Source organism: Paenibacillus sp. PastF-3 (assembly GCF_029893135.1).
Lineage (GTDB): Bacteria > Bacillota > Bacilli > Paenibacillales > Paenibacillaceae > Paenibacillus_AQ > Paenibacillus_AQ nitricinens.
On the sequence record NZ_JARXWM010000016.1, the window covers coordinates 26,299 to 39,354 of the forward strand.

The following is a 13,056-nucleotide window of genomic DNA, read 5'->3' on the forward strand; positions in this document are numbered from 1 at the left end:
TACATCATTACATAACGAAATTATCCGAAAAGGAGGGCTCCACCTTTTGAAAATTGATCGATTGCTCTCTATCGTCATTCTACTAATGAACCGGCGCCTCATTCAGGCGAAGGAGCTCGCCGACATGTTCGAAGTGTCCGTGCGCACCATTTATCGTGATATTGAAAGCATTAATGGGGCGGGAATTCCTATCGTCACCTATCAGGGATCGGGTGGTGGTATCGGACTTATGGAAGGCTACCGGTTAGACCGCAATGTATTGACCGACCGCGAGCTGGCTGATATTTTCTCCGCTCTGCAAAGCGTCTCCTCTTATGGCGGAACTGAACACACTCTGCTCATGGAGAAGATCAGTAGCGTAATCCCGCCCTCACAGACCGCAGCTTTCCGAAGCAAAACGACCCAGCTTATCATCGATTTCTCTCCTTGGGGGCTTCAGCCTATCCTAGAAGAGAAGATCGCAACTTTAAAAGAGGCGCTGGAAGAAAACAGAACTGTGGCCTTTGATTATGTCAATGCCGAGGGACAATCCAGTCAGCGTTCTGTCGAGCCCTATACTTTAGTCTTAAAAGGACAAGCATGGTACTTGTATGGTTACTGTCTGCAACGCCAGGATTTCAGATTATTCAAGCTGCATCGTATGAAAGGACTCATTAAAGAAAAGCGGGAATTCATAAGAGAAGATAGGGACATGCATGAGCTGCCTTGGAGCACTGATTATCAGCGGGTGACTTCAGCCTCAGTAGTGTCTCCAATCCTTCTGCACTTCTCAGCTGAAGGGAGACATCTTGCGGAAGATCGCTTTGACTCCACTGAGCTTCAGCCGGACGGACATGGTGGGTATAACGTGTGCATCCATTATCCCGAGGACGGATGGCTCTATGGTTTCTTGCTCAGCTTCGGAACGGCTTTAGAAGTGCTAGAGCCGGAACATATTCGTCAGAAGCTTGGTGAGTTGGCTCTTGGGGTTGCCAAAAAATATGCAACCTCGCTTTAAACCTGACGGTATGTCGTCAGATTCATAGTTCTATAATGTACTTAAAGCGATTGCTCATAAGCTTCGCGTACTTTTAAAAGGAGTGCTGTATATGGAACAAGAGCATGTAAGACAAGTTCAAGATGAGCCGAAATTTTGTCAAAGCTGTGGGATGCCTATGCCTACGGAAGATTTACTTGGAACGAACAAGGAAGGCCAAAAAATCGAGGATTATTGTGTATATTGCTACGAAGATGGAGCATTTAAACAGCCTGACATTACGCTGCAAGAAATGTCTGACATTTGTACAGGCTACTTGGTTCAAGAAGGAATGGACGAGGATGTCGCCCGCAAATTACTCGCCGAACAGCTGCCTCATCTGAAACGGTGGAGAGGTGTAGCCAGCTCTCCTTCAACGAACTAATAATCAGCACAAAAAAGCGGACCAGGTGAATTCTTGGTCCGCTTTTTATAGGCAGTTCGCCTATATGTTACCTTATTAAGCTCAGGTCAAACTATAGGAGCCTTCAAGTAGGGTCTGCTGCAGCGGTTTAACGGATTGTTCTAAATCAGATACCTTATTTCCTTCCAGACTGCTGGCAATGGACATCATCAGTTTGATCCGATTCGCTTGGTTAACTACACTAACTCCAGCATCATAATCAATGGCGACGATATTTGCGCCGGGATATAACTCCTTAAGACCCTTAATCATCCCACGCCCGGTAATATGATTGGGCAAGCAGGCGAACGGCTGAATACAAGTAATATTATTCACACCGTTATCCAGCAGATCCATCATTTCTGCAGTCAGGAACCATCCCTCACCCATCTGATTTCCTACGGATACCAGTCGGCTGGCTTTCTCAGCAAGACCATAAATATTTTCCCGTCCTTTAGCCAGTCCGGCATCCTCAAGAGCTACCTTTATCGGCTTACGATAAATCTCCAGATAGGAGATCAACATTGGATTAATATATCCTAGTCGTTTACTTTTGCCGAATTGCTCGGCTTTGTAAATCGGATTATACACGCAGTAAAAGATGAAGTCTAAGAAGTCTGGCATTACCGCTTCTCCGCCCTCCGCCTCAATCATCTCGATGATGCGGTTGTTGGCGTCCGGGTGAAATTTAATCAGGATCTCTCCAACAATGCCTACTCTAGGTTTAGTAACACCTGTAACGGGCAGCTTACAGAAATCGGCGACAATTTCACGAATCAGACGTTTGTATTCTCGGAACGAGAAGTTGACTAGACTGACCTTACAGCGCTCCATCCCCTTACGGAATAAACGTTCAGCACTCCCTTGAACGACCTCATACGGTCTAAAATGATTTAGTAACCGCATCATAAGATCACCATAGCAAGCCGCAGCGATCAGCCGGTTTGCCAGCTTAAGACTGATTCGGAAGCCTGGCTGGTTCTCCATTCCAGAAGCATTCAGTGAAATCACAGGAATCTGTTCGAGGTCTGAATCCTTTAAGGCTTTGCGGAGCAAAGAAATATAATTCGTCGCCCGGCAGCCACCGCCCGTCTGTGACATGATTACAGCGGTACGATTCGGATCATAGTCCCCACTCTTCAGTGCCGACAGAATCTGCCCTATCGTTACAATAGCGGGATAACATGCATCATTGTTAACGTATCTAAGGCCCTCTTCCGTCTCTTCGGGTCCAGTGGTTTCAAGGATCTTGAGACGGTATCCCGCATCGCGGAAGACCTGCTCAAACAATTCAAAATGAATGGGCGACATCTGCGGCGCAAGGATCGTGTACGTTTCTTTCATTTCCTTCGTGAAAGCTACATTAGCCTGTATTTTAGGCGGCTTCTGTGGCAGCACCTTTCCCTTTTCCCGTTCGCGCATCGCTGCCATCAGTGAACGCAGCCGAATACGCGCAGCGCCAAGGTTGCTAATCTCATCGATTTTGATCAGCGTATATACTTTGTTATGCCTTTCCATAATGTCTTGCACGGCATCACATGTAATCGCATCAATCCCACAACCGAAGGATGTCAATTGAACAAGCTCCAGGTCGGTTCGTACTGCGGCAAGGCGGGCTGCGCGGTACATTCGGGCATGATAGGTCCACTGATTAACTACCGCCACATCCCCTTCACTTCGGTCCAGATGGCAGACAGAATCTTCTGTTAGCACGGCGAGGCCCATACCGGTAATCATATCTGCTATGCCATGATTAATTTCAGGATCTGCATGGTAAGGGTGACCACAGAGAAGTATTCCCTTGTTCCCAGTGCTGGCAAGATACGCAAGCGTCTCTTCACCTTTGGTTCGCACATCACTTTTGGCACGATCAGCTTCTGCAAGTCCTGCCTGCACAGCCAACGTTATCTCTTCTCTCGGAATCCCCGTAAATGTCTTCACGAGTCCCTTGGTTAACGCAGATCTATCGTCGAAGGTCAGAAACGGGCTGACCAGCGTGATTCCATTTTCCCTAAGCCCATCCATATTGTTGCGAATGACCTCAGGATAAGAGGCGACCACCGGACAATTGAAATGATTATCCGCTGCTTCATCTTCCTTCTTCTCATACACCACCGCAGGATAAAAAATAAAATCGACGCCTTTACCAATCAAGCTCTGCACATGTCCGTGCGCCATCTTTGCTGGATAGCAGATCGATTCTGAAGGAATCGTATCCATCCCGCTTTCGTAGAGCTTCTTGCTTGATTTAGGAGAGAGAATCACCCGGTAGCCCAATTTAGTGAAAAAAGTGTACCAGAACGGGTAATTCTCGAACATATTCATCGTACGTGGAATACCAACGGTGCCCCGTGCTGCACCTGCCTCTGGTAATGCTTCATAATCAAAGAAACGTTCGTACTTATACTGCATCAAATTTGGCAATACGTTCTTCTCTTTCCTGCCTCCTGCACCACGCTCGCAGCGGTTGCCTGTAACGTAGAAGCTCTTGTCCGGGAACCGACTGATCGTTAACGCACAGTTATTTCCACAGCGGCCACAGCGACCTGAAGATACCTCGTACTTAAAGCCTGCTATTTCCTCCGGTCCAAGCAGCGTGCTTTTTCCGTCAGCCCCTGCTTGCTCACGGGCAATCAGTGCACAACCGTACGCTCCCATAACGCCAGCAATATCCGGTCTGACTACCGTTCTCCCCGTTAGGCGCTCAAAAGCCCGCAATACAGCTTCGTTATAGAAGGTGCCGCCCTGAACAATAATATTTCGCCCTAAATCCTCAGGGTTGCGAATTTTAATTACTTTTTGCAGGGCATTCTTAATCACAGAATACGCAAGACCTGCCGAAAGATCGGCCAGCGACGCACCTTCCTTCTGAACCTGCTTCACTTTAGAATTCATGAATACCGTACAGCGGGAACCCAAGTTAACCGGTTTGACCGCTTCCAGAGCTGATTTGGCAAACTCCTCAATACCTAATCCAAGCGCAGAAGCAAAGCTCTCCAGAAAAGAGCCACAGCCTGCCGAACAGGCTTCATTGAGCATTAGACTGTCGATAGCACCGCCGCGGATCTTGATACATTTCATGTCCTGTCCGCCGATATCCAAAATAAAATCTACCTCCGGCATGAACTTAGATGCGGCCTTGTAATGAGCAACCGTCTCCACTTCACCGCCGTCCGTCCATAAAGCGGCTTTGATTAATCCCTCTCCATAACCTGTTACATAAGAACCTGCAATATAACAGCCTTCCGGTAGAACCCGATACATTTCCTTCAGTGCCTCACTGACAGAATACAAGGGATTCCCCTTGTTGCTGCCATAAAAGGTATGTAGAATTTCGTCAGCAGAGCCGGTCAATACGAGTTTGGTTGTTGTCGAACCCGCATCGATCCCCAGATAGCAAGGGCCACGATACACAGCCAGGTCTGATCTGGCAGCAGAAGCTTTACCATGGCGATTCCGGAACTCAGCAAGCTCATTAGGGTTCTCAAACAGCGGTGGTAATTCAGCATCTGCTGCCCGATCTGCTGAAAAATCCACGGCTGCTATTCGCGCGAGCCAACCTGAGAGAGGCAAGATCGTCGGATTTACTTCGGATAGAGCAGATCCAATCGCTACGAAATACTGTGACCGCTCGGGGAAAAGAATATCTGACTCCGCAAGTTCAAGCGTCTCCGCAAAACGCTGACGCAGAGCTGGCAGGAAGGTTAATGGGCCACCAAGGAAAGCCACCCGTCCACGAATTGGACGTCCGCAAGCGAGACCGCTGATCGTCTGATTAACAATACTCTGAAAGATTGAAGCCGCCACATCCTCCCGGCGAGCCCCCTCGTTTAGTAGCGGCTGCACATCGCTTTTGGCGAATACACCGCAGCGTGAAGCGATAGGATAGATTCGCTCATGCTTCTCTGCCAATGCATTTAATCCCCCTGGGTCGGTCTGTAGCAGCGAAGCCATCTGATCGATGAATGCTCCCGTTCCGCCCGCGCAAGCCGTATTCATACGCTGTTCAATGCCGCCCCGGAGATAGATGATCTTGGCGTCCTCACCACCCAGTTCAATCGCCGTATCACATTCTGGAATCAGCTCGCCAATCGCCTTCGTACAGGCGATCACCTCCTGAACAAACGGTACGCCTCCCAGTTTGGATAAAGATAAGCCTGAGGAACCGCTTACAGTAAGGACTGCTCCTCTCTCTGGAAATCTGACTTGTACGTCAGCTAGTAGAGAGAGGGCAGCTTTTTTTATATCGCTATAATGTCTTACATAGTCCTGATAAACAATAGTGTTACGCTCTATGACAACCAATTTCGCAGTCGTTGATCCGATATCAAGGCCAATACGCAGCATGATCACTACACCACCTCGTCTTGCTCCAAATTTGAAGCAATTATGAGGAAACTATATCATGACAACACCTAATGAAAGCTGTTAAAAATGTAACAGACTTTTACAAAAAGTTATTAACAAACTTTATGATTTGGAAATCCCTGCTATGGTGGATGCTACATGACCTTTCACTCGTACTTTCCGCCATTCTTGAAGTAAGATCCCCTGCTCATCAATCAAAAAAGTAGAACGTACAATGCCCATGAATTCTCTACCATAAAGCTTCTTAAGCTGCCATACTCCAAACATTTCACTAACCTTATGATCTTCATCAGACAACAGTGGAAATGGCAGACTATTCTTCTCCGTAAATCGGATATGCGACGCCAAGGGATCTGGGCTGATGCCTAGAACAACCGCACCAAGCGTAGAAATTTGATCATAGGCGTCACGGAATTCGCAGGCCTCCTGCGTACAGGCTGGTGTCATATTTTTAGGATAAAAGTATACAATGACCTTTCGGCCCAAGTAATCACTTAAACTAACCTCTTGTCCAGTAGAGGACGGAAGGGTGAAATTCGGTACTTTTTGTCCAATAGCTACTACGTTCAAGTTATATCCACTCCTTCTTGATATTGGAGGATCGAGCATGAATTGCGCGTATCCCCAAAAGAAATTATAATGTAGAGAATGTGAATGCGAAAGGAAGAACGAGAAATGCCACCTAGAAAGAAAAGGCACGCAAAGACTGGTAAGTCAAAAAAGAAACCTCTGCTTTGGACACTGGCCATTATACTCTTACTTATTATCGGTGGAGCCATTTATTACTTTACTTCCATTGTCAATGAGCTTGGCAGCATGTCGAACACCGAGGATTCACCATTTAAAAATGCCGAGACTGTTGATGTTGACACGCCAGAACCTCCAAAGTGGGAAGGTACAGAGCCTGTTAATATACTACTAATGGGCGTGGATGCCCGCGGTGTCAAGAAGGGGGAAATTCCTCGTTCCGATACAATGCTCGTCGCCTCACTTGATCCCGTGAAGAAGAAAATCACCGTATTCTCAATTCTTAGAGATACTTACGTTCCGATTCCAGATCACGGAGAAAAACGTATTAATTCAGCTATTATTTATGGGCCTAACACGGCGATGCAGACTGTAAGCGACCTGCTCGGCATCCCGATTCAATATTATGTCTACACGGACTTCCAAGGATTCATCAAGCTAGTAGATGCCGTTGGTGGTGTAGATTATGAAGTCGAGAAAGACATGGTGTACAAGACCATTGCAGATGGTCCCGAATATGACATTGATCTTAAAAAAGGATATCAGCATCTCGACGGTAATAAAGCTCTGCAATATGTACGTTTTCGGCATGACGCTACCTCCGACTTCACTCGGACCGAGCGCCAGCGTGCATTTCTCAAGGTTGTGGCTGACAAACTGATCCAGACCACATCCATAATCAAGCTGCCGAGTATCCTGTCTCAAGTTACGCCTTATATCGAAACCAATCTGTCAGTAAATGATATGTGGAAGCTGGCAACCGTCGGGTACGACAGTACTATGGGCGGTAGTGAGCAAATTCCGCCGATGGATCTGCTCAAAGAGGAAACTACAAGTGACGGATCACAGGTTATCGGCATTCGCAGTGAAAATAAGTTAAGGGAATTTGTGCAGGATACCTTAAATGGTCCTGAGCCAACGCCTACACCATCACCTTCATCAGAAACTACTTCAAATAGTAGTACTAGCGGAACTCAATAAAGATCTGACAAGCAACGTTCACAAGTAGACACTACAGGCAATGGTATAATACGGGCGGACAGCGGAAACACCGTTGTTCGCCCGTTGCCATGAGCACCAACAATCGAAAGGATGATCACATTATGAATCGTTCCACATCTGAGCAACTTTATCACGAAGCCCTTCAACATATTGTTGGAGGTGTAAATAGCCCTTCCCGTTCTTTCAAAGCCGTTGGGGGCGGAGCACCTGTATTTATGAAACGTGCCAGTGGATCTCACTTCTGGGATGTAGATGGCAATGAATATATCGATTATCTCCAAGCGTATGGACCGATCATTACCGGCCATGCTCACCCGCATATAACGAAGGCAATTACTACAGCAGCAGAAAATGGTGTTCTTTACGGAACTCCAACTGAGCTCGAAATCAAACTTGCGAAAATGCTAAAAGAAGCCATTCCTTCGATGGATAAGGTGCGGTTCGTCAATTCCGGTACCGAAGCGGTTATGACTACCATTCGTGTAGCTCGTGCTTATACAAAGCGCAGCAAAATCGTAAAATTTGCTGGCTGTTACCATGGTCATTCTGATCTGGTGCTTGTAGCAGCAGGGTCCGGGCCTTCTACGCTTGGTATTCCAGATAGTGCCGGCGTTCCTAGCAGTATTGCACAGGAAGTAATCACTGTTCCTTTTAATGATCTGGAAAGCCTGCAAGAGGCACTGGAGAAATGGGGCGAAGATGTCGCCGCTGTAATGGTTGAACCGATCGTCGGTAATTTCGGTATGGTGATGCCGAAGCCGGGATTCCTCGAAGGGCTCTGCAAGCTGGCTCATGCTAACGGCTCCCTCGTTATCTATGACGAAGTCATTACGGCCTTCCGCTTCCACTATGGTTCCACACAGACATATGCAGGACTGGATAACCATGAAGACATTACCCCTGACCTTACAGCACTCGGCAAAATCATCGGCGGCGGCCTACCGATCGGCGCATACGGCGGACGTAAGCATGTGATGGAACAAGTAGCCCCACTAGGACCGGCATACCAAGCGGGAACAATGGCGGGAAATCCTGCTTCCATTTCCGCAGGGATTGCCTGTCTGGAAGTGCTGAGCACAGAAGGCGTATACGATGAGATGGAACGTCTTGCGATTCGCCTCGTCGATGGACTCCAGGAATCTGCTGACCGTCATGGCATTCCACTGACGATTAACCGCATCCGTGGTTCATTCTCTACTCATTTCTGTAAGCATCCAGTTACGAATTACGATGAGGCACAGGATACAGATGGCGAATTGTTCGGTAGCTTCTTCCGTCACATGTTGAACCGAGGGATTAACCTCGCCCCTTCGAAATATGAAGCTTGGTTCCTAACGACAGCACATACAGATGCGGATATCGACGCTACGCTGATTGCAGCAGAAGAATCATTCCACACTATGGCGGCTGAGAAATAAAAAGTTATTTACAGCCACTAAACATACTAAAACCTACCACCAAGCTTCTGGTGGTAGGTTTTTTTGCATAGGCACTATTCGAAGTCAATTTGCTTGTCCAATATAATCTCTGTCATGGCAGGTCCAAACATTCTATCTTCGCCAGGGATTAAGGAAAATTGAACCGTATCCAGATCCGCTGGCAGCGGTGGCGAGACCAAGAACTGCATTTGTGTATGAGCGCCCCCTCCGTGACCTCCATGCGGCTGGATTTCATAGGAAACCTCACTCATAATTTCCAATGTTAGAGCGGCTCTAAGATGAACATGCTCCACCGTCTCTTTTAAATACTTGATTTCCACAGTAACGATGCTGAGGTTTTCATACTGCATAGCATGTGTAAGTGTATACTCGCAATCTTCGAGAACTGTCCGCTTCACAATTGGAAGAACGCCGAGCAGTAAACCGGGCTCTTCCCAATATTTCCGTCTGGGCACAGCCTCATTCAGACTGTGTATATACTGTACAATCTGAGCAGTGTCCATCTCGAATCTAGTTGACCACTCCTCAAGGAGCTCACTTTCGGGGGAGAACCGTTTTTTGCCTGTTATAGCTTTACGTTCCTGAATCAGAGTCAAAATCTGCTCATCAATCTTCTTAACCTCATCATTATATTCGTTGACCACGCCTCTTATTGGCATTCTACCCCACCCCATTTCATAACCTCCTTCTGATAATAAAATTAATTTCTACCCATTATCTACATGGTACCTCCTTTGGATTAATTTGTAAAATATTTGAAATCATTCAATCTTGCAGATAGAAAAAAAGCATGTGCCCCTCAGCTTAATGCTGCAAGACCACACGCTTTATGATTCGGAGATTTCCTTTTACTCGTACAAGTTACGGATTTCCACTCCCTGAGGAAGCTTGAATGGATTTTCCTTGTTGATTCGGTCGTAGAACATGATCCCATCGAGATGATCAATCTCATGCTGGATGATGATGGCTTGGTAGCCCTTAAATTTAAGGACCACTTCCTTACCTTCAAGATCATATCCCTTTACCTTCACAGATTCATAACGAGGTACAAATCCATGCACCGGCCGATCAACCGACAGACATCCCTCGCTCTCCGGTAAGTATACCATGGTTAGTGAGTGACTGATGATTTTAGGATTAACCCAAGCATGCTCTACAATCCGCCCTCTTTCATCCGTAGAGTACATTACAAACATACGCTTCAACAGTCCGATTTGATTCGCTGACAGACCTACGCCCGAACGTAAATTGTATTCTTCGGAGATCTCCGGATCCTGGCTGTTCTTCAGAAACTGAAGCATACATTGCAGAGTCTCACGATCCTCCTTCTGTAAAGGAAGCTCCACCGGCTGTGCCACGGTACGAAGCACGGGATGACCTTCCCGTACAATATCATCCATTGTGATGATATATTCAGCACTAAATTTTGAACTAGACAATATTCCATCCACCTTTGCCTTACGGGCTTAATTTAAAGTACTTATGGTATAGTATGCAGATTTATGGATTTATGAAAGCCGTTCGCAGTTTGCTACTATAATTAACATCAAATCCAAGTCCGGTCGCCAATGCGGCAAGGGGAAGATAAGTTTTATCTTCTTTGCCTACCTTTTGCAGAAAAGCAGGGGTATCAATGGCTACATTCTGTCCATTCACCTTAATAAATTTGCTGCCGATCGTGATTACAACAGTCCGTCCACCGTATTCAATAGTCGCACTGGAGGTCTTATTATCCCACTTTCCATTAGCGCCTACGGCATTTAGAATATCTTTAAGCGCCAAGAAGTTCTGACCATTCTTAAGGATGGGCTTATTCGGCGTATTTAACTCTACACCCTTTACAACAATCGACATCGGTACAGTATCTGCAGCCATCGCCATTACAGTGGGAATGCGGTATTCCCCCCATTGTAATTCAGCAAATACTTTTGCAATGGTCTCGTATCCGAGCTGCGTAGGGTGAAAATCCGCTTGTCCGGCCCCGATAATATGCGTGAGTGATCCCTCTGAGCCGGCAAACTTTGCCGCTACATGAGCTACTACTACATTTGCTCCTTCTTGATTCATACTTGCAGCCACACGATCTGCCGAATCCGTAAATTTCGCTGCTGCGGTCATCAATTTAGTGTACATCGCACCAAGAGCGATCTTAGGAGCAGGCTGATATTGATCAGCCAGTATAATTGTTGCTTGTGGATTTATCGCACGAATATTCTCAAGACTTGCCTTCACATTCGTATTGTAATCCGCCAGCTTCTGCTCCAGCTGAGATTCGAAATCTGTATCTGTCAGCTCCTTAACCTGTAAGAAAAGACGGCTTACATCATTCCCCCCAATTGTAATCGTAATCAGATCGGCTTCCTTCAGCTCTGATGCGATCTGTGGGGTTAATTTTACGAATTGGTCTATCCGCGGATCTGGAAGACCTGACTGAATACCTTCAGCCGTAATCACTGAGCCATCCTTGATTGCCCCTGTGTAATTACGTAATCCAGCAGTAGTCAGTCCTAAAATACCATAATTGGTAAGCTCGCTCCTGCCATGATACCAACCCTGCTCCAGTAGTCGCTCCGCATAGCCGTAAGGCTTGGTATTCACATCCGTCATTCCCGGCTCATATCCGGCAGTAATCGAATCGCCAAGAGCTACGATGCGAAAGACATCCTGACTTGCATCTTGTGTTGCAGACGTGTCAGCTGCATTTGCCGATCCGGCACCTACGCCAATCAGCACAGATAACAAAAGCATACTGCTTATGCTGGCTGCTAAAATTCTTCTCCACTTGCTTAGCATCGTATCCCTCCCGAAATGTTCTAATTCTCATTCTACCATCCCTGATAGCAACGCAAAAGAGCGGCCACCCATATTCGGGAAACCGCTCTGAAAATCACAATTATTATCACAGCTAGCAACGAATGTCTTATTCTTTATTGGAATCCTCTTGTGAATTCAAATTTTTCCCGGCACGTTCCAGATATTTATCATAACGCTCGTCTAGTTCACGTCCAATCTTACGGTACCGCAGCGTCTCCTCCACAATAGGATCCATTGTGGTCTGGATACGAATCTCATACTTCGGAGAGATCTCACGGATTTCTTTAGCTATACGGTCACCCTGTTCCATCTCACCATCAACCAGCATTTCGCTTAGCTTACGTTCAAGATCATCCTTCTCGCTCATGATGCATCGTCCTCCCTAAAGCTTATATCCTGTTGCTTCAGCATTCTTCAGTGACGAAACCAAATATTCGTGAATATGACCATTACTTGCAACTATATGACGAGTGCCAATATCATATGGACGCCCAAGCGTATCCGTAATTCTGCCCCCTGATTCCAGTACTAGAAGTACTCCTGCTGCACAATCCCAGGGGCTTAAGCCTACTTCCCAGTATCCATCTACCCGACCTGCTGCCACATAAGCCAAGTGTAGAGCAGCTGAACCTCCTGCGCGAATACCACGAATCTGCGGAAGAATGCTCTGTAGTCCTGCCATATTGACAGGCTGCGCAAATTCACGGTCCGGCGGAAAGCCCATAGCAATCAAGCTATCTCCAAAAACGTTCTCTGTAGATACTGAGGTAGGAACACCATGCATGTAGGCTCCCTTACCTTTTTCAGCAACGAACATTTCATCACGAATCGGATCGTAAATTACACCAACCGATAATTCTCCACGAATCACCAAAGCAATGGACACACAATAAAACGGAAATCCGTGTACAAAATTAGTCGTACCATCTACAGGATCTACAATCCACAGATATTCATGCTCACGAGCTTCTTCCAATGCAGCCGTCGCTGCTGCTGCTCCCGGGGATACGCCTTCCTCACCAAGGATCGCATGATCTGGATAATGTGTCAGAATCAATCGGCGGATCATCTGTTCAACGCCTTTATCTACTTCCGTAACCAGATCCTGAGCCGATGTTTTCGTACTAAGTTCATTCACCAGACCCTGTCTGCTCTTTATCCACTCTCCTGCTTTGGCAGCAGCATTAATGGCTACCGCCGTATGTCCCTTGCTCGTTACTACATAGGGTTCACGTTCGGTCTTACCCTCTGGTTTTATAGGACTCATA

General features: G+C 46.7%; 11 protein-coding genes. 4 read left to right on the forward strand and 7 right to left on the reverse strand.

The features are described 5' to 3' along the window. The first annotated feature begins 46 nt into the window (after nt 1-46). A complete protein-coding gene (locus tag M2444_RS25390) occupies nt 47-997 on the forward strand; it encodes a helix-turn-helix transcriptional regulator (protein WP_280788336.1) in 951 nt (316 codons plus the stop codon). 91 nt (nt 998-1,088) lie between these two features. Continuing rightward, entirely contained in the window at nt 1,089-1,400 is a 312-nt protein-coding gene (locus M2444_RS25395) for a zinc ribbon domain-containing protein (RefSeq protein ID WP_094870706.1), read from the forward strand. Between the two features lie 81 nt (nt 1,401-1,481). Here the strand turns inward: M2444_RS25395 and M2444_RS25400 are convergent, their stop codons facing one another. Both M2444_RS25400 and bcp read right to left on the reverse strand, forming a co-directional pair. Beyond that, complete coding sequence (locus M2444_RS25400; protein WP_280788337.1) at nt 1,482-5,765, reverse strand: 2-hydroxyacyl-CoA dehydratase; 4,284 nt, start codon at nt 5,763-5,765, stop codon at nt 1,482-1,484. A 123-nt stretch (nt 5,766-5,888) separates the two neighbouring features. Further along, nucleotides 5,889-6,356 (reverse strand): thioredoxin-dependent thiol peroxidase, encoded by a 468-nt coding sequence (gene bcp / locus M2444_RS25405; protein WP_256989846.1) that lies wholly within the window; start codon nt 6,354-6,356, stop codon nt 5,889-5,891. Between the two features lie 105 nt (nt 6,357-6,461). On the opposite strand from bcp, the gene M2444_RS25410 reads away from it, so the two are divergent. Both M2444_RS25410 and M2444_RS25415 read left to right on the forward strand, forming a co-directional pair. Continuing rightward, nucleotides 6,462-7,514, forward strand: a complete 1,053-nt coding sequence (locus tag M2444_RS25410; RefSeq protein ID WP_094870709.1) for an LCP family protein — start codon at nt 6,462-6,464, stop codon at nt 7,512-7,514. Between the two features lie 122 nt (nt 7,515-7,636). Continuing rightward, the gene (locus tag M2444_RS25415; protein WP_280788338.1) at nt 7,637-8,953 is read left to right on the forward strand and encodes a glutamate-1-semialdehyde 2,1-aminomutase; all 1,317 of its coding nucleotides are present in this window, start codon (nt 7,637-7,639) and stop codon (nt 8,951-8,953) included. A gap of 74 nt (nt 8,954-9,027) precedes the next feature. Here M2444_RS25415 and M2444_RS25420 read toward each other — a convergent pair whose 3' ends face one another. The 5 genes from M2444_RS25420 to M2444_RS25440 form a co-directional block, all read right to left on the reverse strand. Beyond that, nucleotides 9,028-9,648, reverse strand: coding sequence for a hypothetical protein (locus M2444_RS25420; RefSeq protein ID WP_280788339.1), 621 nt, complete (start codon nt 9,646-9,648; stop codon nt 9,028-9,030). A 174-nt stretch (nt 9,649-9,822) separates the two neighbouring features. After that, on the reverse strand, nt 9,823-10,374 hold the full coding sequence (gene def / locus M2444_RS25425) for a peptide deformylase (RefSeq protein ID WP_094870731.1): 552 nt from the start codon (nt 10,372-10,374) through the stop codon (nt 9,823-9,825). 100 nt (nt 10,375-10,474) lie between these two features. Next, complete coding sequence (locus M2444_RS25430; protein WP_280788340.1) at nt 10,475-11,767, reverse strand: stalk domain-containing protein; 1,293 nt, start codon at nt 11,765-11,767, stop codon at nt 10,475-10,477. Between the two features lie 127 nt (nt 11,768-11,894). Then, nucleotides 11,895-12,155 (reverse strand): hypothetical protein, encoded by a 261-nt coding sequence (locus tag M2444_RS25435; RefSeq protein WP_094870713.1) that lies wholly within the window; start codon nt 12,153-12,155, stop codon nt 11,895-11,897. A gap of 15 nt (nt 12,156-12,170) precedes the next feature. Then, a complete protein-coding gene (locus M2444_RS25440; RefSeq protein WP_094870714.1) occupies nt 12,171-13,055 on the reverse strand; it encodes an inositol monophosphatase family protein in 885 nt (294 codons plus the stop codon). Nucleotide 13,056: the final 1 nt, after the last annotated feature.

Bases quoted from the DNA above. Each gene is read 5' to 3' on its own strand.
- M2444_RS25400 (WP_280788337.1), bottom strand. From the start codon at position 5,765: ATGCTGCGTATTGGCCTTGATATCGGATCAACGACTGCGAAATTGGTT.
- M2444_RS25395 (WP_094870706.1), top strand. From the start codon at position 1,089: ATGGAACAAGAGCATGTAAGACAAGTTCAAGATGAGCCGAAATTTTGT.
- M2444_RS25420 (WP_280788339.1), bottom strand. From the start codon at position 9,648: ATGGGGTGGGGTAGAATGCCAATAAGAGGCGTGGTCAACGAATATAAT.
- M2444_RS25415 (WP_280788338.1), top strand. From the start codon at position 7,637: ATGAATCGTTCCACATCTGAGCAACTTTATCACGAAGCCCTTCAACAT.
- M2444_RS25430 (WP_280788340.1), bottom strand. From the start codon at position 11,767: ATGCTAAGCAAGTGGAGAAGAATTTTAGCAGCCAGCATAAGCAGTATG.
- M2444_RS25440 (WP_094870714.1), bottom strand. From the start codon at position 13,055: ATGAGTCCTATAAAACCAGAGGGTAAGACCGAACGTGAACCCTATGTA.
- M2444_RS25410 (WP_094870709.1), top strand. From the start codon at position 6,462: ATGCCACCTAGAAAGAAAAGGCACGCAAAGACTGGTAAGTCAAAAAAG.
- def (WP_094870731.1), bottom strand. From the start codon at position 10,374: ATGGATGATATTGTACGGGAAGGTCATCCCGTGCTTCGTACCGTGGCA.
- M2444_RS25435 (WP_094870713.1), bottom strand. From the start codon at position 12,155: ATGAGCGAGAAGGATGATCTTGAACGTAAGCTAAGCGAAATGCTGGTT.